The following is a 22,087-nucleotide window of genomic DNA, read 5'->3' as shown; positions in this document are numbered from 1 at the left end:
CGCGAGGTTCGGATGGTTCGCAAGACGCTCATCGCCGCCGTGCTCGCATCTGCGGCGATTGCCGTATCGCTGCTTGCGACCACCTCGACCACGGCGACTGCCGCACAGCCGACGGTGGTCGGCGTGCCGATCGAGCGCACGCCGGTGCCCGCGGTCGAAAGCGGACGCTTCACCGTGACCACGCCGCGCGGCAGTGGCGAGATGCCGATCGAAACGTCGCTCGACTGGTCGATGCCGCAGCCCGACATCACGCGTGCGGTGATCGTGATTCACGGCTGGTCGCGCCGCGACATGCGTTCGGCCCGCAACGCTGCGCGCCGCGCCGGTGACGCAGCCGCGCACACGCTGATCGTCACGCCGCAGTTCCTGATTCCCACCGATATCACCGCGCACGCGCTGCCCGGCAACGTGCTGCGCTGGACCCTCAACGACTGGTCCGACGGACACGACGCAGAAGGCCCCGCGCCACTCAGTTCATTCGACGTCCTCGACGCGATCTTCGCGCGGCTCGCGGACCGTCAGCGTTTTCCGCAGCTACGCGAGGTGGTGCTCGCCGGACATTCGGCGGGCGCGCAGATGGTGCAACGCTATGTCGCGCTCGGCCGAGGCGCCGCGCTACTCGACCGCGAACGCATACACGTGCGCTTCGTCATCGCGAATCCGTCGTCGTATCTGTATTTCGACCGGCGCCGGCCGTCCGCGAACGGCACGTTCGCTGTCGATAAGGACGCGTCGTGTCCGCGCGTCGATCAGTGGAAGTATGGTTTGAGCGGCCCGTTGCCGCGGTACGCCGGCACGTCCGTCAATACGCTGCGGGTCGAGCGGCGCTATCTGGCTAGCGACATCGTCTATCTGCTCGGCACCGCCGACAACGATCCGGCGCATCCCGAACTCGACCGCTCGTGCGCCGCGCGAGCACAAGGCGCGACGCGCTATGCGCGCGGGCTCGCGTACTTCGGCTATCTGCACATGCTCGATCGGCGTGTCGGTCAGCGGTTGCTGGAAGTCGACGGAGTCGGGCACCACAGTTCGGAGATGTTTTCCTCGCCGCCAGGGCTCGCTGCGCTGTTCGGATTTGTCGATGAGGCTCAACCGGCTGCGAAGCGACTCTCGATCCATCCCTAGCGGTCGACGATCTTGCTCAGATTGCGCCGCACCCGCTGAAGCAGCGCGATCAACTGCTTCGCTTCGTCGTCGGTGAAGCCGTCCAGGCCTTCGGCCGAGACCTTGTCGCCGACCTTCCTCGCCTTGTCCAGTGAGCGCTCTGCTTTGCGCGTCATCCGCACGTGCCGCGCGCGGCGGTCGTCGGGATTCGCGTTGCGTTCGATCCAGCCGCCCTCTTCCATCCGGTCGAGTAGTCGTCCCGCCGAAATCGGCGCGATGTCGAGCAGCCCCGCCAGCTGCGCCTGATTTATCACCTCGCCGGACTGCGCCAGGTACGCGAGCACGCGGCATTGCGCGCGCGTGAGATCGAGCGTCGAGCGTGCGAGACCGTCGAAGCGCTGGCCGCACAGCCGGCCGACGTCGGAGATCAAGAAGCCGAAGCGTTCTTCGAAGAGGGGTTCCATGCGCGGATTATACGAAACCCTTTCGATCCGCGACGCGGTCCATCAGCGCGTGCGACATCGCGATTCTCCCTGGTTACCGGGCATGCTTCAGAACCATATAATAAGCATGCTTACTATTAGAGACCAACCGCCCCAATGCCCCACGATTCGCCGCCGGGGAACGCCGCCGCCGCGCCGCTCAACCGGCCGATGATCACGATCTCGATCATGCTCGCGACGCTGATCCAGACGCTCGACAGCACGATCGCGAACGTCGCGCTGCCGCACATGCAGGGCACGCTGTCCGCGTCGCAGGACGAGATCACGTGGGTGCTCACGTCGTACATCGTCGCGGCCGCGATCGCGACGCCGCTGACCGGCTGGCTGTCGGACCGGCTCAGCGTGAAGCGGCTGCTCGCGCTGTCGATTGCAGGCTTCACGATTGCGTCGGCGTTGTGCGGGTTGTCGGAGACGCTGACGCAGATCGTCGCGTCGCGGCTGCTGCAGGGGATTTTCGGTGCGTCGCTGGTGCCGTTGTCGCAGTCGATCCTGCTCGACATCAATCCGCGCGAGAAGCAGGGCCAGGCGATGGCCGTGTGGGGAATGGGCGTGATGGTCGGGCCGATCCTCGGACCGACGCTCGGCGGCTGGCTCACCGACAGCTACAACTGGCGCTGGGTGTTCTTCATCAACGTGCCGATCGGCGCGTTCGCGCTGTTCGGCGTGCTCACGTTCCTGCCTTCGCGCGCGCCGCGTCCCGACGCAAAATTCGATGTGTTCGGCTTCGTCACGCTGAGTCTCGCGATCGGCGCGCTGCAGGCGCTGCTCGATCGCGGCGAACAGCTCGACTGGTTCGGTTCGCACGAGATCGTCATCGAGGCGCTGATCGCGTCGATCAGTTTCGCGTTCTTTCTCGCGCACACGGCGACCGCGGGCAAGCGTTCGTTCTTCAAATACGAGTTGCTGAAGGACCCGAACTTCACAACCGGCGTGTTCTTCATCTTCGTCGTCGGTGCGGTGTTGTATGCGACGCGCGCGCTGTTGCCGCCGATGCTGCAGACACTGATGGGCTATCCGGTCGCAACGACCGGCCTCGTCACCGCACCGAGCGGTGCCGGAACGATGATCGCGATGCTGCTCGCGGGGCGCTTGCTGAAACACATCGACGCGCGGCTGATGCTGTTCGCGGGTTTCGTGATTTCCGCGTTCGCGCTATGGCAGATGATGCAATACACGATCGTGCTGTCCGAGTCGGACATCGTGTGGCCCGGCGTGATTCAGGGCTTCGGACTTGGGCTGATCTTCGTGCCGCTGAGCGCGCTGACGTTCTCGACGCTCACGCCGGAACTGCGCGCGGACGGCACCGCGACGTACAGCCTGATGCGCAATATTGGCAGCAGTATCGGCATTTCGATCGTACAAACGCTGATGACGCGCGGCACGCAGATCGCGCATTCGGATCTCGCTGCGTACGTGACGCCGTTCAATCCGGCGATGCGTCCGTGGCTCGACGGTGGATCGCTCGCCGACATCGCGATACTCGACCGGTCGATCACGCAGCAGGCGTCGATGATCGCGTATCTGAACGACTTCAAGCTGATGTTCGTCGCGACACTGCTGGTGATTCCGCTGCTGTTGCTGATCCGTCCGGCGAAGCATGCACCGGACGAATCGATTGCGCATGCGGCGATGGAGTAATTCCGCCGCGATACGTCTATGCGTCTACGCTTCTGCGAGAGAAAGCTCGCGTACGGCCGCGTGCCGCTCGGAGAAGCGTTCCATGAATGAAGCCAGCACGCGAGCCTCGTGCTCGGTCAGCGCGTTGTACAGCGATGCGCGCACACCGCCGATCGACCGGTGACCGTCCAGCCCATGCAAACCCGCCGCCTGCGCCTCACGCAGAAATTGCGCGGTGAGTTCCGGCGTCCGGCAGGTGAACGCAACGTTCATCGACGAACGCGACTCACGCTCCGCATGCGCGACGTAAATGCCTGAGTCGGCATCGATCACACGATAGAGCAGATCCGCCTTGCGCCGGTTCACCGCATCGAGGTTCTCCAGATTGCCGAATGTCTCGCGAATCCAGCGCGTGACCAGCAGCACGATGTAGAGCGAGAACACCGGCGGCGTGTTGTAGATCGACCGCGCGGCGATGTGGGTCCGGTAATCGAGAATGCTGGCCAGCCCGGTTTGCGCGCGTTCGACCATGTCATCGCGCAGGATCGCAATCGTCACGCCGGCCGGTCCGAGGTTTTTCTGCGCGTGCGCGTAGATCATCGCGTAGCGGGACACGTCGATGGGCCGCGACATGAAATCGGACGACATGTCGCAGAACACGGGGATATCGCCGGCGAACAGACCGTCATGCGTCTGCAAGCCTTCGACCGTTTCGTTCGACACATAATGCAGGTAGCTGCTGCGCGGATCGATGTCGAGTTCCGACGCCTTCGGCATCCGGCGAAAGCCCATCGATTCACCATCCCACACAATCCGCATCTGCGCGCCGACGCCCGAGTCCGACACGCTCTTGCGACTCCAGTACCCCGACGACACATACGACGGCGGCTGTTCGCCGATGCCGCCGAAGTTCATCGCGAGCATCGCGAACTGCAACGTGCTGCCGCCTTGCAGAAACAGCACATGATAGTTGTCGGGCACCTTGAGCAGCTGACGGATATTCGCTTCGGCTTCGTCGAGCGCTGCGCGGAACCAGTCGGAGCGGTGGTTGATGCCAAGAATGGACAGGCCCACTTCCGGGACTTCATGGATCGCCTGTTGCGCCTGCATGAGGACGGGCAGCGGAAGCGCGCCGGGTCCGCCGGAGAAGTTGTACTGAAGGTCCATTTGCGCCTCGTCTGGAAAGTTTTCAGTGGCCGGCTTCAAGCGAAACCGGTAGTGCACACACTGCCGATAACGAAGAGTGAACCCGGCACAGTCCGGCGCGACGCGCGGCACGAAGATGCGTGGCGGCACGCGAACAGGAAAGCGTCGCGTAAGCAACGCGGAATTCGGGACGCGCCTTCGCATTCTTGCGGGTGTGTCGGACCTTCCCTGCCTACCCTGTGTCCAGTGATCGCATTCTCGATCAATCACCGTTGCGGCGATCCGCCGTCATGCCGCCCTTCAAAACCTGACTCCGCGCATCATGACCCTCGACACTCTGCTGCTACAGGCCGCTACACACTCCCAGAACGGGCAGCTCGATCTCGTGGAACCGCTGTTGCGGCAGGTGCTCGCCGGTGAGCCGCGACACGAAATCGCGTGCCTCGAACTTGCGCGGATACAGATTCTCGGCGGCCGTTACGACGAAGCGGTCGATGTGCTCGATCCGCTTGCGAGCACACCGCATGCGAGTGCCGAAGTGCATCGAAGGCTTGCTCTGGCGCACTCGTTCGCGGGCCGGGCCAACGATGCGCTCGTGCATTACCGGCATGCGCTTGTGCTCCAACCGAATGATGGTCAACTGCTGCACAGCATCGCCAATCTCGAGCAGATGCTGGGGCTCGACGACGAGGCCGCAGCAACCTATCGCCGCGCAGTCGAAGCGAAGCCTTTATGGACGATGCCCGCCGCGGTATCGCCGCCGGCATTCCGCGTGTTGTGGATGTTCGCGCCGGGCGCGGGCAACACGCCGCCCGATTATTTCGTGAGCCGCGCGCCGTTCGAAAGCAGCATCTTCACCGTGCTGAAGGACATCGAGTACGACATCGATCTGCTGCGCGGGCATGCGGACGTGATCGTCAACCTGGTCTCCGATGTCGATCAAAGCCGCGCAATTCTGGGTACGGTGGAGACGCTGACCGAGCGTATCGGTCGGCCGGTGATCAATCACCCGCGACTGATCGACGGCACGGACCGCGCGTCGATTTCGACGCGTCTTGCGGGCACCCCGGGTTGCGTCGTTCCGCACACGCGCGCATTGCCCGCAGCGGATCTGCTGCAAACACTCGACGATGGCCGGATCAAAGTTCCGCTGCTGGTTCGACGTGCAGGAACTCACGGCGGCGAAGACTTCGAGAAGATCGACGATCGCGATCAGCTCGTTGCGTTCCTGAGCGATCTGGGCGACGCGCATTGCTACGTCACGCCGTTCGTCGACTACCGGTCCGAAGACGGTTTTTTCCGCAAGTACCGGTTTATCTTCGTCGGCGATGACGTTCTGCCGTACCACCTCGCGATCGACGACAAGTGGAAGATCCATCACGTGACGACACCGATGGCGGACTGCCCGTGGATGCAGGACGAAGAACGGGCCTTCCTCGACGACCCATGGCGCGTGTTCGGCACACAGCAGCTGTCCGCGTTGCGCGCGATCCGCGACGCGATCGGTCTCGACTACTTCGGGATCGACTGCGCGCTGACGCCGTCAGGCGAAGTCGTCGTGTTCGAGGTCAACGCGACGATGCTGGTGCATGGCAAGAACGAGAGTTTTCCGTACAAGGACGAAGCCGTCGGCCGGATCAGGCAGCGGTTCCATGCGTTGCTCGAACGGACGGTGCAGCGGGCGCTGAGCGCCGCGTAACCTGCGCGCTCACGCTTCGATACTTACCCTTCGATCCGCCCGCGCGTCACGCCAAGCAGCGCGGCCATCGCGCGGCGCGCGCCGTCCGCGTCACGATCGCGGATCGCTTCGAACACCGCCGAGTGTTCCGCCAGCGACGCATTGAACACGTCCGCGCGTTTCGCGTTCAATCGCAACTGCGCTTCGAGCGTGCGCTCGATCAACGTGCCGAGCGGCACGAGCAGTTCGTTGCTGCACGCGGCCAGCACGCTCAGGTGAAAGCGCAGATCCGCGCGCACCCATTCGTCGACGTTGCGTGCGGCGACCATCGCCGAATGCGCGGCATCGAGTGAAGCGAACGTCGCATCCGCATGCGATGCGGCGGCGAGCGCGGCCGCATACGGCTCGATCATCTCGCGCATCTCCTGCAGCTTCAGCGCGAACGCGACCGGCGGCGCGACCTTCGAATACCACTCGAGCAGATCCGCATCGAGCAGATTCCACGCGGCGCGCGGCCGCACGCGCGTGCCGACCCGCGGACGCGACTCGATCAGCCCTTTCGACGTCAGCGTCCGCAGCGCTTCGCGCAACACCGTGCGACTCACGCCGAACGCGTCCATCAGTTCGGCTTCGCGCGGCAGGATCGATTCGGGCGCGTAGTCGCCGCGCAGGATGGCAGTCGCGAGATCGTGTGCGACGCGGCCGTGCAGATCGTGCTGAATGGCGGTTCTCCGTGACGCCTCGCGGCGCGGTCAATGGAAGGCAGACGAAAGGACGATACCCGAACGGGCCCGATTATCGATGATCCTGTGATTATTCCAGCGGTGCCCGGGCGGTAATTTCCCGAATAGTACTATTAATAGTACCAAGCGCCGATTTTGTGTAGTATCTGATTTCTCGAGGTTCGTCGAAACCGAATCCGAACCTGAACCGAACCCCGCAAGGCCGCCACACAAGGAGATGCCGCCATGAAAATCACCCGGATCGAAACCTTCATCGTTCCGCCGCGCTGGTGCTTCGTGAAGATCGAAACCGACGAAGGCATCGTGGGCTGGGGCGAACCGGTCGTCGAAGGCCGTGCGCATACGGTCGCGACCGCCGTCGACGAGCTGTCCGACTATCTGATCGGCAAGGACCCGCTGCTGATCGAAGACCATTGGCAGGTGATGTACCGCGCCGGCTTCTATCGCGGCGGTCCGATTTCGATGAGCGCGATCGCCGGTGTCGACCAGGCGTTATGGGACATCAAGGGCAAGCATCACGGCGTGCCGGTGCATGCGCTGCTCGGCGGCCAGGTGCGCGATCGCATCAAGGTGTATTCGTGGATCGGCGGCGACCGTCCGAGCGATGTCGCGAATAACGCGCGCGCCGTGGTCGAGCGCGGCTTCCAGGCGGTGAAGATGAACGGCTCGGAAGAGCTGCAGATCATCGACACCTTCGACAAGGTCCAGGGCGTCATCAACAACGTCGCGGCAGTGCGCGAAGCGGTCGGGCCGAACGTCGGTATCGGCGTGGACTTCCACGGCCGCGTGCACAAGCCGATGGCGAAGGTGCTCGCGAAGGAACTCGACCCGTACAAGCTGATGTTCATCGAAGAGCCGGTGCTGTCGGAGAACGTCGAGGCGCTGCGCGACATCGTCAACCAGACCAGCACGCCGATCGCGCTCGGCGAGCGTCTTTACTCGCGCTGGGACTTCAAGCACATCCTCGCGGGCGGTTACGTCGACATCATCCAGCCGGACGCGTCGCACGCGGGCGGTATCACCGAGTGCCGCAAGATCGCGTCGATGGCCGAAGCGTACGACGTCGCGGTCGCGCTGCACTGCCCGCTCGGGCCGATCGCGCTCGCAACCTGCCTGCAGATCGACGCGGTCAGCTACAACGCGTTCATCCAGGAACAGAGCCTCGGCATTCACTACAACCAGGGCAACGACCTGCTCGACTACATCAAGAATCCCGAGGTCTTCAAGTACGAAGATGGCATGGTGACGATTCCGCAAGGCCCGGGCCTCGGCATTGAAGTCAACGAGGAGAAGGTTCGCGAGATGGCGAAGGTCGGGCATCGCTGGCGCAATCCGGTGTGGCGTCATGCGGACGGTAGCGTTGCGGAGTGGTGAGCGGGTTTCACCTCATGCTGTGAGACGGCGTGCCACGCGTGTTGAGAACGCGTCGGCACGTCGGGCATGTCACGTGCGGCACGGCACGCACCTCGCGCCGTCGCCGCATGCAGAGAACAAGGAGAACGCTTCCGGTGGAGACAACCCCTATCCGCGCTGACGCTGACGTGCAACCGCGTGCGACCGGCAAGCGGCATCAACTGCTCGCGATGCTGTTCGTCACCGTCGTCATCACGTATCTGGACCGCAGCAACCTGTCGATCGCCGCGACGGCGATCGGCCGCGAACTGCAGTTGTCGCCGGCTCAGCTAGGACTCGTGTTCTCCGCGTTCGGCTGGTCGTATGCGCTGCTGCAGATTCCGGGCGGCATGCTCGTCGATCGCACGCGTCCCCGGCTGATGATGGCGGCGATCGTCGGGCTGTGGTCGCTCGCGACGATCCTGCAAGGATTCGCCAGCGCGTTCGCCGTGCTGCTGTCGCTGCGCGTGCTGCTCGGCGTGCTCGAAGCGCCTGCGTATCCGACGCTGAACCGCATCGTCACCACGTGGTTTCCCGATAGCGAGCGGGCACGCGCGATCGCGATCTACACGTCGGGTCAGTACGTCGGCCTCGCGTTCCTGACGCCGGCACTCGTCCTCACGCAGGAACACTTCGGCTGGCACGGCGTGTTCGTGCTGACGGGCGGCGTGGGCGTGCTGTGGGCGTTCGTCTGGTATGCGCTCTATCGCGAGCCAGGTGCGGCGCGCGGTGTCAACCAGCAGGAACTCGACACGATCCGCGCGGGCGGCGGGCTCGTCGATCTGAGTGAGCCGGGCGGCTCGCTTCGTCAGGAACGCCGCCGCTATACCGCCGCCGACTGGCGCGCGGTGCTCGGCAACCGTCGACTGTGGGGCGTGTATGTCGGCCAGATCGCCGTGACGTCGACGCTGTGGTTTTTTCTCACGTGGTTCCCGACCTACCTCGTCAAATACCGCCACATGGATTTCCTGAAGGCGGGCTTCATGGCGTCGGTGCCGTTTCTCGCGGCGTTCGTCGGGATTCTGTCGTCGGGTCTGCTGTCCGACTGGATGATCCGGCGCGGCGCATCGGCGACGGTCGCGCGCAAGGTGCCGATCGTCGCGGGGCTGCTGCTGTCGACCGCGATCGTCGGCGCGAACTTCGTGAGCACGCCGGCGATGGTGATCGTCTTCATGGCGATCGCGTTTTTCGGCAGCGGGTTTTCGTCGATCACGTGGGTGCTCGTGTCGTCGATGGCGAAGAAGGAACTGCTCGGCCTCACCGGCGGCATGTTCAACCTGATGGGCAACCTGTCGTCGATCTGCGTGCCGATCGTGATCGGCCTGCTCGTGAAAGGCGACGACTTCGCGCCGGCGCTCGTCTTCATGAGCGCGGTCGGGCTGGTGGGCGCGCTGTCGTATCTGTTCGTCGTCGGACGGATCGAGCGGATCGAATAGCTGCGTCTTTGCGCGCTTCGGCGCGTGTTACGGGCAGCGTTCCGGAGCCGCTTCGAGTTACGTAACGTCGACGGCTGGAAAGGTCTTTGCGGCGTTTGTCCGCCCTCTTCTGCTTGCCGTAAAGCCTTGTCCCACAAGGCTTTTCTTTCGGCAACGCCACTCCGCCTTCACGCTTGGCCCACTCCTTGCTCAACTGTCCTCGAACAGTCATAAATATTCGAGAGGCAGGCAATGGGCGAATTTCTTCCCGACTATCTGATCCGCGAACAGGCGGCAGTCGGCACCCTGGTGGTGTTCGCGGTGCTGCGCGTGATCGCTGCGATCGTCGCTTACGAGCGCGGCTGGCGTATCGCGTTCGTCGACAAGTGCTTCATCGGCGCGGTCGCGCTCTACTGTCTGCCGCAGCTCTTCGACGTGCTGACCCATCTGTACGGCGCGCGCGTCGCGGCCGCGGAACTGGAAGGCAAGATCGTCGGCGGCGCGCTCGCGCTGTTCGCCGCGCCGATCGTCGGCCACAAGCTCGGCTACGAGTAGTTCAGTAGCCGCCCGCGATCTCCGACGGATCTCACGCTCATGAACCACGCCACTTTCGACTTCGCTTACCGCGCCGGCGACGTGCTCACGCTGAAATCGGGCGGCCGCCCGATGACCGCCACGTGGGTCGGCCCCGTGCTGTTCGCGCCGGGCACCTGGCTGATCTGCCAGTGGTTCGACGACGACGGCGAACTGCAACAGGAGATGTTTCCGGGCGCAACGCTGGAACGGGTGCACGACGCACTCGTCGCATAACGGGTAGTACCGGGGGCCGGCTCCCCGCCGGGCGACCGTGTGTTTGCGCCGCATGGCTTGCGCTGTGCGGCGTATTTTTGTGCGTGGGGTTGGGTACGCGCCGGGTAGCAGCGCGTCGCGCGTTGCCACCCAAACGTGAACAATGCCTCACCCGCCCAGTGCCGCAAACGCCGGCACGCTGTGCGCCAGCGCAGCAGCCGCGACGAACACACCGATCATCGCGAACGCCTCGAAGTACACGAGATTGACGAACGTGTGCGCGTCCATCGTCGATGCGGTACGGCGCAGACGCGGCAACGCCGACAGACGGTTCAGCGCGCCGAACAGCAGCGCCAGCGCAACCAGTACGAGCTTCAGGATCAACACGTGACCCCACGTGCTGTGCGCGATCGCGTCGAGCGAACCGCCCGAGCCGCGCACAGCGTTGAACGCGCCGGTTGCGATCACGAACACGAATGCCACCAGCGCGGTGCCCGACAGTTGCGTCGCCGTGCGGATCAGCACGCCGCGCGCAGTCGATGCGCCGAGCGCCGGCAAGACCGAGAGTCCGGCCGCCAGCACGAGTCCGCCCCACAGGCCGGTCGCGAGAATGTGCAGCGTCTGCACGCCGATCGCCGGCGACACAACGCCCGCATCGGCCGCGTGACCCAGCGATGCCTTGCCGGCCGCGATCGCGATCGCGGCGAGCCCCAGCACCGCGTTGCGCAACGTGCCGCCCTGCGCGAGCGAGGTCAGCAGCAGCACGACCGCGCCGGCGAACGCGACGCTCCAGCCATGACCGACGTGCGTTTGCGCAAGCACGGTCGGCACGGCGTCGAGCCCGTCGGACAACGCGCTGCCGCTCATCGACGCGCCCTGATACCAGAGCCAGCCGAGATCCGCGAGCACCAGCACGCTGGCTGCGGCCACCATCGAACGTTGTGCGCGCTGCGCAGCCGGACGCGCCGGCGACGCTGGCGTGCGTGCCGCGTCCGCGAGCCACGCGGCGAGAAAAGCCGAACCGAGTGCAAACGCAAACGCGACATTCATGAGCGCGGCCATCGCGACCTGCCCGATCCACAGACCATCCACGCTCATTTGACGGTGAACGCGTAGTCGCCCTGCGTGCGATGGCCGTCGGTGGCCACGGCATTCCAGTGCACCGTGTAGCGGCCCGCCGCAAGTGCAGTCGTGAGCGGCGCGTGCATCGTCTTGCGGTCGTTCGCATCGACCGCCGACGGACCGGCGCCGACCGGCTTGCCGGCCGCATCGTCGACGACGATCTTGCTGAACGCGGGCTCGAGCGGCTCGCTGAAGTGGATCGTCACCTGGGTCGGTGCGGCGACTTCGGTGTCCGGCGCGGGTTCGCGCGACACGGGCAATGCGTGCGCAAAAGCAGTCGACGCGACGGCGAGCGCTGCGGCGCCGGTTGCGAGCGCCCGCACGAACGGGCGAAACGAAGCGAAGGTAGACATGGGGAATCCGGGGAGAACGAAGTTGAAGAGCAGATTAAAAGCAGTCTGAAAGGCGAAACGAAGGAGCGTGCAGGCATCGAGGAACCGGGCGCGAAAGCCCCACTCAACCGCTGCCGGGAATCATCGAGTGTACGCTTCGATGGCTGCGCGGCGCATCGGTTCACTCATCGTGCGCGGGCCGCCGTGGCGCGACGCAGAACGCGGGCCCGGCTCATGTGCGCGAGGTTCTTCGCGTCTCGCGCATCGCGCGATTCACCGCAGCACTGTCCGGCCCGGCGCACGCCCTTCCGCGCGACGCAAAAGTCTCTGCGTCAAACTGTCGCATAGACGCTTGATGACCAAACCGCGTCGGCCTGGGCAAATAGTCACCATCACTCATCGATGATAGAATGCTGCGTCGCCGCAGCGCCGGCTACCTTTTCTCACCGAGCCGCTCGAAGTTCGGTCAGGTCCCCGTTAATGATGGAGTTACGCGTGTCTTCAAGACGCATTTTCCGCCCGCTGCTCGCCCTTCTGTTGATCGGCAGCGCAGGCGTCTATAGCGCTGCGAATGCGCAGACCCAACCCAAGGCCCCCGATACGATGGAAGCGCGCGTGCAAGGCTGCACCGCTTGCCACGGTGTGCATGGGCAGGGGACGGACAACGATTACTTCCCGCGTCTCGCGGGCAAGCCGGCCGACTATCTGTACAACCAGCTGCAGAATTTCCGCGAAGGCCGCCGCAAGTACCCGCCGATGAACTACCTCGTCACGTACCTCTCTGACGACTACCTGCATCAGATCGCGACGTACTTCTCGCAGCAGCGTCCGCCGTACCCGGCGCCGGCCAAGCCGACCGCACCGGCATCGGTCGTCGCGCGCGGTCGCGAGATCGTGCTGAACGGCGACGCGTCGCGGCAGATCCCCGCGTGCGCCGCGTGTCACGGCAAGGCGCTGACCGGTATGCAACCAGCCATTCCGGGCCTCGTCGGTCTGCACGCCGACTACATCAGCGCGCAGCTCGGCGCATGGCGTTCGGGCTCGCGTCACGCAATCGCCCCTGACTGCATGCACGAAATCGCCACGCGCCTCACCGACGACGACGTGAACGCCGTCGCCACGTGGCTGTCGTCGCAGTCGGCGCCGCAAAACCCCGTGCCGGCACCGGCCCGCTCGATGAAGACTCCGCTTGCCTGCGGCAGCGAACCGCAATAAGGCACCGGGAGAGATACTCAAATGAAACGCAAGTCCCTGTTCGCCCTTTCGGCTGTCATCGTTGTTGCAGCCGCCGCGCTCGTCCCCGTCCTGTGGTCGGGTGGCGACAACCTGCACAACGGCTCGGCCGTCGCAGCCACGCCCGCCGACCAGGCCGCGCTGATCAAGAAGGGCGAGTACCTCGCCCGCGCCGGCGACTGTATCGCCTGCCACACGGTTCGCGGCGGCAAGGAATTCGCCGGCGGCCTGCCGATGGCCACGCCGTTCGGCACGATGTTCACGCCGAACATCACGCCTGACGACCAGGACGGCATCGGCAAGTGGAGCCAGGACGACTTCTACCGCGCGATGCACACGGGCCGTTCGAAGGACGGCAGCCTGCTCTATCCGGGCTTCCCGTTCACGAGCTACACGAAGGTCACGCGCGCCGATTCGGACGCGATCTACGCGTACCTGCGTTCGGTTCCGCCGGTGTCGGTGCCGAGCCGTCCGCATGAACTCAAGTTCCCGTTCAACAACCGCAACCTGCTGATCGGCTGGCGTACGCTGTTCTTCCGTGAAGGCGAGTACAAGCCGGATCCGACGAAGTCGGTCGAGTGGAATCGCGGCGCGTATCTGGTCGACGGTCTCGGTCACTGCGCGATGTGCCACACGTCGATCAACCTGATGGGCGGTCCGGTCAATTCGGCAGCGTTTGCCGGCGGCCTGATCCCGCTGCAGAACTGGTACGCACCGTCGCTGACGTCGAACAAGGAAGCCGGCCTCGGCGACTGGGACCTGAAGGACATCTCCGATCTGCTGAAGACCGGCGTGTCGGAACGCGGCGCGGTGTTCGGCCCGATGGCCGAAGTCGTGCACAACAGCTTGCAGTATCTGTCGGACGACGACATCCGTGCGATGGCGACGTATCTGAAGACGATCCCGCAGAAGAGCGAAGCGCCTGAGACCATGCAGTTGCAGACGTCGCCGCAGTTCGGCAACGAGCTGTCGCAGCAAGGCAAGAAGATCTATCTGGACAACTGCGCGAAGTGTCACTCGGCGAACGGTCTCGGCATGCCGCCGAACTTCCCGCCGCTCGCGAACAATCCGTCGATCCAGATGCCGTCGGCTGTGAACCCGATCCGCATGGTACTGAACGGCGGTTACCCGCCGAGCACGGGTGGCAATCCGAAGCCGTACGGGATGCCGCCGTTCGCGCAGTCGCTGTCGAATCAGGAAGTTGCAGCCGTCGTCACGTACATCCGTCAGACGTGGGGCAACCACGGCACGGCGGTGTCGCCGCAGCAGGTGAGCGACCTGCGTTCGGCGCCGCTCGACTAAAAGGCGTTTGACGCTACCGGGGCGCGGCCTGCGACCATCGCGGCCGCGCCCTTCGTTTTTTTGCAGGGCTGCGGCAGTAATGATCGACGCAGCACAACAAGGAGCCTGAGCGTGCATGCTGGAGAGCGTCTGAACAGTATTACCCACCTCGTCGGCGCGGTGCTGTCGGTGGTGGGACTGGCGACGCTCGTCACGATGGGCGCGCTCGACGGCGACGCGTACAAGGTCGTCAGCTTCGCGGTATACGGCGCGATGCTGCTGACGCTGTACGCGATCTCGACGCTCTATCACAGCGTGCGCAACCCGCGCCTGAAAGCGGTTCTCCAGAAGTGCGACCACTCGGCGATCTACCTGCTGATCGCCGGCAGCTATACGCCGTTCACGCTCGTCACGTTGCGCGGACCGTGGGGCTGGTCGCTGTTCGGCGTCAGCTGGGGGCTTGCTGCTCTCGGCATCGTGCAGGAACTCACGCTCGGCCGCCGCACCCGCAGCGTGTCGATGGTGTTGTACGTGTTGATGGGATGGCTCGCGCTCGTCGCCGTCCGCCCGCTGGTCGAAGCGTTGCCGGCCGCGGGAACCGCATGGCTCGTCGCCGGCGGCGTCATCTACAGTGCCGGTATCTACTTCTTCATCAACGATGAGCGCATCCGGCACGGCCATGGCATCTGGCACCTGTTCGTGCTGGCCGGCAGCCTGTGTCAATTCGTCAGCGTCGCGCGCTATGTCGCGTGATGCCCACCGCGGCGAATGCAACTTAACGCCAGTCGACGTGTCTGCATAGCGCGTCGATGCATCCGGTACACGAACCCGCGTACCGCCGATTTTCCCGCGACCGGCCCCACAGCCGAAGCCCTGCGTCTCCGTCAGTCGGAACGTGGAACGCACTTCCCGGCCACGTCGATGCCGGTCGCCCAATTGCATTGCAAAGAGTCCCTATGTCTTTCGATTCCCTCGGCTTGTCCGAACCGCTGGTCCGTGCCGTAAACGAGCTCGGCTACACCACCCCTACCCCGATCCAGCTGCAGGCGATCCCGGCCGTTCTGAACGGCGGCGATCTGCTCGCCGGCGCGCAGACCGGCACCGGCAAGACCGCCGGCTTCACGCTGCCGATCCTCCAGCGCCTCACGATGATGCCCGCGCACTCGTCGGGCAAGCGCGTCGTGCGCGCACTGATCCTCACGCCTACGCGCGAACTCGCCGCGCAGGTCGAAGAAAGCGTGCGGGCATACGGCAAGTATCTGAAGCTGAAGTCGACGGTGATGTTCGGCGGTGTCGGCATCAATCCGCAGATCGGTGCGCTGCGCAGCGGCGTCGATATTGTCGTCGCAACGCCGGGCCGTCTGCTCGATCACATGCAGCAGAAAACCATCGATCTGTCGCAGCTCGAAATCCTCGTGCTCGATGAAGCCGACCGCATGCTCGACATGGGCTTCATTCACGACATCAAGCGCGTGCTCGCGAAGCTGCCGCCGAAGCGGCAGAACCTGCTGTTCTCGGCCACGTTCTCGGACGAGATCAAGACGCTCGCCGACAATCTGCTCAACTCGCCGGCGCTGATCGAAGTCGCGCGTCGCAACACAACCGCCGAACTGGTCGCGCAGAAAATCCATCCGGTCGATCGCGACAAGAAGCGCGAGCTGCTCACGCATCTGATCAAGCAGCACAACTGGTTTCAGGTGCTCGTGTTCACGCGGACCAAGCACGGCGCGAACCGTCTCGCCGAACAGCTGACGAAGGACGGCATCAGCGCGCTCGCGATCCACGGCAACAAGAGCCAGTCGGCGCGCACGCGCGCGCTGTCCGAGTTCAAGGACGCGACACTGCAGGTGCTGGTCGCGACCGACATCGCGGCGCGCGGCATCGACATCGATCAACTGCCGCACGTCGTGAACTACGATTTGCCGAACGTTCCCGAAGACTACGTGCACCGGATCGGCCGCACGGGTCGCGCGGGTGCGACGGGCGAAGCGATCTCGCTCGTCTGCGTCGACGAACTGCAGTTGCTGAAGGACATCGAGAAGCTGATCAAGCGCTCGGTGCCGCAGGAAGTGATCGCGGGCTTCGAGCCGGATCCGAACGCGAAGCCGGAACCGATCCTGCGTCGCGGTCAGGGTGGCGGCGGTGGGCGTGACGCACGTCCGCCGCGTCAGGGTGCGCCGAAGCGTGAGGGTGCTGCGAAGTCGTCGAAGCCTTCGAAGCCGTCGAAGCCGGCATCGCAAGGTGGTCAGCGGCCGGCCGCCGGCGCGCAGCAACCGAAGTCGCATGCGGGTGCCAAGCCTGCTCATGCGCCGAAAGCACCGTCGCAAAATCGCGGCGCACACGATGCAGCCGGCGCTACTCACGCGCCGCGCAAGCCAGCCAAACCGGCGGCGGGCGGCAATCCCGGTGCGCTGCTCGGCGGCCGTTCGCACGGCAACGCGCCGGCTGGGCCGCGTGGTGCTACGCGCAGCGGACAGCGCGGACGCTAACGGTTACGGTTACGGTTGTGGCGGGTGCGACGCATACGCCCCCGTCTAAAAGCGCACACGCCGCCGCACACTACGCGCGGCCGGCGGCGCGCTTCAACTCATCGATCTGCGTCTGCCAGCGTGCAAGCACCGTATCGCGATCGACACCGAGTTCGAACGTGATGCCGCTCGTCAGATGCGCGTAGCCGACGCGCTGCAGTTCACCCCGTTCGAGCGTTCCCGCGAAACACGCGAGCGTCGATCCGTTCGTGGCGGGCAACGGCATCATCCGTAGCCGAAGCTGATAGAAGGCGTCGTCGAGCACGAAGCTCAGCGCCGCGCGACCACCCGCGTCGCCGTGTTCGGCAAACCTGCGCGCCGCACGCGACTGCGGCCACAACGCGACATACAGTGTGCGCGCATCGTCCGCATACAGCTCACCCAGCCCGAGCAGCGAAGTCCGGATGTCGCCGTTCGCATCGACGAACATCAGCGATGCGGTGAAACCCATCTTCTCCGTCAGCGACGTACCGTCGAACAGCGTACGCAGCGACGGCGGCCATGCATCGAAGGTCTGCTGGTCGAGCGCGTGCTTGCGGTCGGCGGCATCGGACATCGTCGGTTCCTTTCGTTCACAGGATCGTGCGTAAAACAGAATGGCCCGCGTTGCGGGCCATTCGTCGTTATGCGACATGCCGGCCTGCTTCGTGTCGGCATGCATGCACATTCACGCTCAGCGGAAGAACACGTGCTGCGTGATCTTCGCCAGCGGATAGTGAACACCGGGCTGAATCTTCGCGGGCAGATCGAGCGGCTTCAGCAGCATCTTCACGCACATGTCCGCGGACAGATTGCGACGCACGAGCGCATTGACCCGCGCGGCACGTTCGCGGTTATACGCGGAGTCGTTCACGCGCTCCGGATAGCGGATCGCAAACACGTGACGCAGCGCGATCTCCGAGTCCTCGTTCTTGATCTCCATCACCCGGCGCATCAACGCACCGAGCACGGCGAAGCGACCGTTGCCCTCGATCTTGTTGTACTTCTTGAAGTACTTGAAAAAGTGCTTGTAGTGACGGACTTCGTCGGTGCGGATGTTGTCGGTGATTTCTTTCAGCACCGGCTCGTCCGAGCACTCGCCGATCGCGCGATAAAGCGTCGCCGTCCCCGTCTCGACGACGCAGCGTGCGACCATCTCAAGCGCACGCGATTTTTCGAAGCCCTCGACCGAGCAGGTCTTCGAATACTCTTCGAAGAAGTTGCGGAATGCGGTGTCCCAATCGAACTCGGGCCACACGTAAGCGATGTAGGTTTTCAGCGCGCGGCCATGCTGGAGTTCTTCCGGCTCCCACTCGCTGTTGAGCCATGCCGACACTTCGGGGTCGTCGTTAAAGAACGTGCTGAGATTGGTCGTGTAGAGATCCGAACCGCTTTCGATGAACGATGCCGCACAGAGCAGCAGCAGCAGGTCCTCGTTCGCGACTGCCCGCTGACGGTTGATGCGGGTCAGGTCGATATCTTCGATACGCCAGGGCATTACGTGTATGGGTCTGGTTTGCATTGTCTGGTGCTCCCAAAGCTATATCGACTCATGGAGCATGCCTAAACGCCTCGTTTCGCCTGGCCGCCCACCGTGTCAGATACAGCGCCTTGAAATCGGTAACCCGTGTGTATCTTGCATCTTAGACGGTGTTACGCAAATGTGCTTATCACTCAGCACAGACCGTGCCGCCCCCCGGCAGTTCCAGGCAGCCCTTGCTGAAATATTTCGGCGCAAGACATCAGGCGAACGATCCATAAAAAACAGGCGGCCCGATCACGGGCCGCCTGTGGATTCTACTGGTATCGCGCGCGCTGCGCGCAAGCCTTGCGTATCGGGATCAGGGCCGGCGACGCATGCGCCACCCGACGACTGCAAGCGACACGCCAGACAGCACCGCCGCCGTCAGCACGTAATAGCTCGGCGCGAGCTTGTCGCCGGTTAAATGGATGAAAGTCTCTACTATGGTCGGCGCGAAGCCACCGAAGATCGTGACGCCGATGCTGTAAGCGATCGAAAGGCCGGTCGAGCGCACTCGCGTCGGGAAGATTTCGGACATCAGCGCGGGCATCGGTCCCGAGTACGCGGCCTTGAAGATGCCGGCCATGCCTTGCAGCAGCAACAGCCAGCCGATGGTCGGATGACGTTCCAGCAACGCAAACATCGGATAGATCAGCACGCCCATCAGCACCGACGTCGTCAGCATGATGCGGATCCGGCCGATGCGGTCGGACAGCGCGCCCATCACCGGCGACAGCAGGAACTGCAGCCCGCCGTTCAACACGACGACACCGAACGACGCAGCCGCGGCCATGTGCAATTGCTTGACCGCATACATCGGCATGTAGAGCTGCAGCACGTACACGCCAACCGTCGATTGCGCGACGATGCCGATCGCCAGAATCAGGTTCACCCACTGATTGCTGAACGACACGCCCTTCTGCTCGACCTCGCCGTCAGCCTTCGCGGCATTCGCACGCTCGCGCTGCGCCGCGACGAACTCGGGTGTCTCGTCGAGATGCGAGCGGATGTAGTAGCCGACGGGCCCGACCAGCAGACCGAACACAAACGGCACGCGCCAGCCCCAGCTCGTCAGCGATTCGGCCGGCAGCCACGCGGTCAGCAGCGAACCGAATGCCGCCGCAGTGATCGCCGCGAGACCCTGGCTCGCGAACTGCCAGCTCGCGTAATAGCCGCGTCGCGACGTGCTGTGCTCGACCATGAACGCGGTCGCGCTGCCGAATTCGCCGCCTACTGCAAAGCCCTGCACGAGCCGCGCGAGCAGCACGAGTATCGGTGCCGCGATGCCGATTACCGCATACGACGGCATCACCGCCATGGTGAACGTGCCGACCATCATCAATGCGATCGCGAGCGTGAGCGCGGCCTTGCGGCCCTTGCGGTCGCCATAGATGCCGAGCACCACCGCGCCGAACGGACGCATCAGGAACGAGATGCTGAAGGTGGCGATCGCGAGGATCGTCGACAGCCATTCGTCGTGGGTCGGGAAGAACTGCTTCGCGATGATCGACGCGAAATAGCCGTAGACGAGGAAGTCGAACCATTCGAGCGCATTGCCGACGGACGACGAAAACACGATGCGCCGGACCATGCTGCGCGACAGCGGCGCAGCAGCAGGGTAAGCGTCGGCCGATGCGGACGGCGGCGTGGAAAAGGTCATGCGAGGTCTCCTCCCTGCTTCGAAACGAGCGGGGTTAATGCAAATACGCGGATACGAAGTTGTGCGATGCGAGTTCGATCGCAGGCGCACCGGATGGCCCGAGCGCGCGACGCTGCAAATGCGTCGCGCGGCTGGACAACCGGTGCGGCGAAATCAGAACCCTGCGGCGAGCCCGTCGCGACGGCTATCGCTCGCGGCGACATAGCCGCGTTCCGGCTCGTTGCGGTCGAGCTTCCAGATGTACTGGCCGGAGCCGAAGTCCATGTACGGATCGTCGACGGATTTGATCGTGTGACCGAGCCCCTCGAGTGCGCGTGCGGTGTTGGCATCGAGCGTCGATTCGACATCGATCGTGAAGTCGCGGTTGACCTTCCAGCGCGGCGCATCGCATGCCGCCTGCGGCTGCTGACCGTAGTCGAGCATCCGCACGATCGATTGCAGATGCCCCTGCGGCTGCATGTCGCCGCCCATCACGCCGAAGCTCATTACCGCTTCCTGGCGACCGTCGACCTGCTGCGTGAGGAACGCCGGAATGATCGTGTGGAACGGCCGCTTGCCGCCCTCGACCACATTCGGCGACTTCGGATCCATCGAGAAACCGCAGCCGCGGTTCTGCAACGAGATGCCGCTGTCCGGCACCACGATGCCGGAGCCGAAGCCCATATAGTTCGACTGGATGAAGCTCACCATCATGCCGCGCTCGTCGGCCACGGACATGTAGATCGTCCCGCCCGCCGGCGGCATGCCGAAGTCGAAATGCGTCGCGCGCTTCGGATCGATCAGCTTCGCGCGCGACTTCAGGTACGCGTCGTCGAGCATCTGCTCGGGTGTCACATCCATCGAGCGCGGATCGGCAACATAGCGATAGACGTCGGCGAACGCGAGCTTCATCGCTTCGATCTGCAGATGCTGCGACTCGATGTTGTCGACAGTCAGCGCGCTCACGTCGAACTGATCGAGGATGCCGAGCGCGATCAGCGCGGCAATCCCCTGACCGTTCGGCGGAATCTCATGGACGGTGTAGCCGCGATAATCCTTGCCGATCGGCTCGACCCAGTCGGCGCGATAGTTGCGCAGATCGTCGAGCGTCAACGCGCCGCCGCCCTCGCGCGCGAACGCGGCGATTTGTTCAGCGATTTCGCCTTCGTAGTAGGCGCGCGGTCCCTGTTCGGCGATCCGGCGCAGCGTCTTCGCGTGGCCGGGAAAGCGCACCAGTTCGCTGACTTCCGGCGCTCGGCCGCGCGGCATGAACGTCTGCGCGAAGCCGGGCTGATCCTTCAACTCGGGCACGGCCGCCGCCCACTTGTACGCGACGATGCTCGCGACCGCGTGACCGCGCTCGGCGATCTCGATGGCCGGCTCCATCAAATCCGCGAACGGCAGCGAACCGAACTTGCTGTGCAACGCTTCCCAGCCGGCGATCACGCCGGGCACCGTCACCGCGTCCCAGCCGCGTTTCGGCTGGATCGCGAGGCCGTTCTCCTCGCCGTATTTGCGCTTGAAGTAGTCGACGTTCCACGCGGCCGGCGATACGCCCGACGCGTTCAGCCCGTGCAGCTTCGCGCCGTCCCACACCAGCGCGAACGCGTCGCCACCGAGACCGCACGACACCGGCTCGACGACGGTAATCGCCGCGGCCGCCGCGATCGCCGCATCGACGGCATTGCCGCCCTTCCACAGCATGCGGAGTCCCGCCTGTGCCGCAAGCGGATGCGAGGTCGAAACGATGTTGCGCGCGAACACGGGGAGACGCGGAGTCGGATACGGGTTTTGCCAGTTGAAGGACGTCATGTCGAATGCTCTCGAAAAGCGGATGGCGGCGCGAGGCGCTGCTGGATGGAGCCGAAGCGGGGGGAAATCGGTGAATTGGGTGAATTCGGTGAATTCGGTGAATTCGGTGAATCCAGAATTGCAGCGCGAACTGTAGCCAAAAACAAATTCATTTATCAAATGAATAAATGAGCTGGCAGTCTGAATAAGTCGCGAATGGGGCGCACGACGTCGCGCAAGTCGGCAAACAACCCAAGCGAAGGTCTTACAATA

At 64.3% G+C, this 22,087-nt stretch carries 20 protein-coding genes; 11 read left to right on the top strand and 9 right to left on the bottom strand.

The window, feature by feature from the left end; translation table 11 throughout:
- The first annotated feature begins 12 nt into the window (after window positions 1–12).
- Window positions 13–1,125: an alpha/beta hydrolase gene (locus E1748_RS12075; RefSeq protein ID WP_133647480.1), complete on the top strand. Its 1,113-nt coding sequence runs from the start codon at window positions 13–15 to the stop codon at window positions 1,123–1,125.
- Here the strand turns inward: E1748_RS12075 and E1748_RS12070 are convergent.
- Entirely contained in the window at window positions 1,122–1,568 is a 447-nt protein-coding gene (locus E1748_RS12070; protein WP_133647479.1) for a MarR family winged helix-turn-helix transcriptional regulator, read from the bottom strand. The genes E1748_RS12075 and E1748_RS12070 overlap by 4 nt on opposite strands.
- Window positions 1,569–1,703: 135 nt before the next feature.
- Between E1748_RS12070 and E1748_RS12065 the strand changes: the two genes are divergently transcribed.
- Window positions 1,704–3,245: a DHA2 family efflux MFS transporter permease subunit gene (locus E1748_RS12065; protein ID WP_205965244.1), complete on the top strand. Its 1,542-nt coding sequence runs from the start codon at window positions 1,704–1,706 to the stop codon at window positions 3,243–3,245.
- A gap of 24 nt (window positions 3,246–3,269) precedes the next feature.
- On the opposite strand, the gene serC is transcribed toward E1748_RS12065, so the two are convergent.
- Window positions 3,270–4,391 carry a 3-phosphoserine/phosphohydroxythreonine transaminase gene (gene serC / locus E1748_RS12060; protein ID WP_133647478.1) on the bottom strand — a complete coding sequence of 374 codons (1,122 nt, stop codon included), beginning with the start codon at window positions 4,389–4,391 and terminating at the stop codon, window positions 3,270–3,272.
- 301 nt (window positions 4,392–4,692) lie between these two features.
- Between serC and E1748_RS12055 the strand changes: the two genes are divergently transcribed.
- Window positions 4,693–6,069, top strand: a complete 1,377-nt coding sequence (locus tag E1748_RS12055; protein ID WP_133647477.1) for a tetratricopeptide repeat protein — start codon at window positions 4,693–4,695, stop codon at window positions 6,067–6,069.
- Window positions 6,070–6,092: 23 nt separating this feature from the next.
- Here E1748_RS12055 and E1748_RS12050 read toward each other — a convergent pair whose 3' ends face one another.
- On the bottom strand, window positions 6,093–6,770 hold the full coding sequence (locus tag E1748_RS12050; RefSeq protein WP_133647476.1) for a FadR/GntR family transcriptional regulator: 678 nt from the start codon (window positions 6,768–6,770) through the stop codon (window positions 6,093–6,095).
- A gap of 246 nt (window positions 6,771–7,016) precedes the next feature.
- Between E1748_RS12050 and dgoD the strand changes: the two genes are divergently transcribed.
- From dgoD to E1748_RS12030, 4 genes are all read left to right on the top strand, one after another.
- Entirely contained in the window at window positions 7,017–8,165 is a 1,149-nt protein-coding gene (gene dgoD / locus E1748_RS12045) for a galactonate dehydratase (RefSeq protein ID WP_133647475.1), read from the top strand.
- A 107-nt stretch (window positions 8,166–8,272) separates the two neighbouring features.
- Window positions 8,273–9,619 (top strand): MFS transporter, encoded by a 1,347-nt coding sequence (locus E1748_RS12040; protein ID WP_133647474.1) that lies wholly within the window; start codon window positions 8,273–8,275, stop codon window positions 9,617–9,619.
- Between the two features lie 231 nt (window positions 9,620–9,850).
- Complete coding sequence (locus tag E1748_RS12035; RefSeq protein WP_133647473.1) at window positions 9,851–10,153, top strand: hypothetical protein; 303 nt, start codon at window positions 9,851–9,853, stop codon at window positions 10,151–10,153.
- Window positions 10,154–10,192: 39 nt separating this feature from the next.
- Window positions 10,193–10,408 (top strand): YodC family protein, encoded by a 216-nt coding sequence (locus E1748_RS12030; protein WP_133647472.1) that lies wholly within the window; start codon window positions 10,193–10,195, stop codon window positions 10,406–10,408.
- A gap of 147 nt (window positions 10,409–10,555) precedes the next feature.
- Here the strand turns inward: E1748_RS12030 and E1748_RS12025 are convergent, their stop codons facing one another.
- The gene (locus tag E1748_RS12025) at window positions 10,556–11,485 is read right to left on the bottom strand and encodes a CopD family protein (RefSeq protein ID WP_133647471.1); all 930 of its coding nucleotides are present in this window, start codon (window positions 11,483–11,485) and stop codon (window positions 10,556–10,558) included.
- Entirely contained in the window at window positions 11,482–11,862 is a 381-nt protein-coding gene (gene copC / locus E1748_RS12020; protein WP_133647470.1) for a copper homeostasis periplasmic binding protein CopC, read from the bottom strand. The genes E1748_RS12025 and copC overlap by 4 nt, the downstream gene beginning before the upstream one ends.
- Before the next feature lie 462 nt (window positions 11,863–12,324).
- On the opposite strand from copC, the gene E1748_RS12015 reads away from it, so the two are divergent.
- The 4 genes from E1748_RS12015 to E1748_RS12000 all read left to right on the top strand — a co-directional run bounded on the left by E1748_RS12015 (window position 12,325) and on the right by E1748_RS12000 (window position 16,844).
- Entirely contained in the window at window positions 12,325–13,056 is a 732-nt protein-coding gene (locus tag E1748_RS12015) for a c-type cytochrome (protein WP_133649328.1), read from the top strand.
- Between the two features lie 21 nt (window positions 13,057–13,077).
- A complete protein-coding gene (locus E1748_RS12010) occupies window positions 13,078–14,376 on the top strand; it encodes a c-type cytochrome (RefSeq protein ID WP_133647469.1) in 1,299 nt (432 codons plus the stop codon).
- A 111-nt stretch (window positions 14,377–14,487) separates the two neighbouring features.
- Entirely contained in the window at window positions 14,488–15,108 is a 621-nt protein-coding gene (gene trhA, locus E1748_RS12005; protein ID WP_133647468.1) for a PAQR family membrane homeostasis protein TrhA, read from the top strand.
- A gap of 203 nt (window positions 15,109–15,311) precedes the next feature.
- The gene (locus E1748_RS12000) at window positions 15,312–16,844 is read left to right on the top strand and encodes a DEAD/DEAH box helicase (protein ID WP_133647467.1); all 1,533 of its coding nucleotides are present in this window, start codon (window positions 15,312–15,314) and stop codon (window positions 16,842–16,844) included.
- Between the two features lie 70 nt (window positions 16,845–16,914).
- Here E1748_RS12000 and E1748_RS11995 read toward each other — a convergent pair whose 3' ends face one another.
- The 4 genes from E1748_RS11995 to ggt form a co-directional block, all read right to left on the bottom strand.
- Entirely contained in the window at window positions 16,915–17,439 is a 525-nt protein-coding gene (locus E1748_RS11995) for a hypothetical protein (protein ID WP_133647466.1), read from the bottom strand.
- Between the two features lie 117 nt (window positions 17,440–17,556).
- Window positions 17,557–18,384, bottom strand: coding sequence for a ferritin-like domain-containing protein (locus tag E1748_RS11990; RefSeq protein WP_420819318.1), 828 nt, complete (start codon window positions 18,382–18,384; stop codon window positions 17,557–17,559).
- 319 nt (window positions 18,385–18,703) lie between these two features.
- Window positions 18,704–20,044, bottom strand: a complete 1,341-nt coding sequence (locus tag E1748_RS11985; RefSeq protein WP_133647464.1) for an MFS transporter — start codon at window positions 20,042–20,044, stop codon at window positions 18,704–18,706.
- Between the two features lie 153 nt (window positions 20,045–20,197).
- The gene (ggt, locus tag E1748_RS11980) at window positions 20,198–21,835 is read right to left on the bottom strand and encodes a gamma-glutamyltransferase (protein WP_133647463.1); all 1,638 of its coding nucleotides are present in this window, start codon (window positions 21,833–21,835) and stop codon (window positions 20,198–20,200) included.
- Window positions 21,836–22,087: the final 252 nt, after the last annotated feature.

Origin of the sequence: Paraburkholderia flava, assembly GCF_004359985.1 — a bacterium.
Taxonomy (GTDB): domain Bacteria; phylum Pseudomonadota; class Gammaproteobacteria; order Burkholderiales; family Burkholderiaceae; genus Paraburkholderia; species Paraburkholderia flava.
The sequence above is the reverse complement of the archived record's forward strand: the minus strand, read 5'-3'. Positions and strand labels throughout refer to the sequence as shown.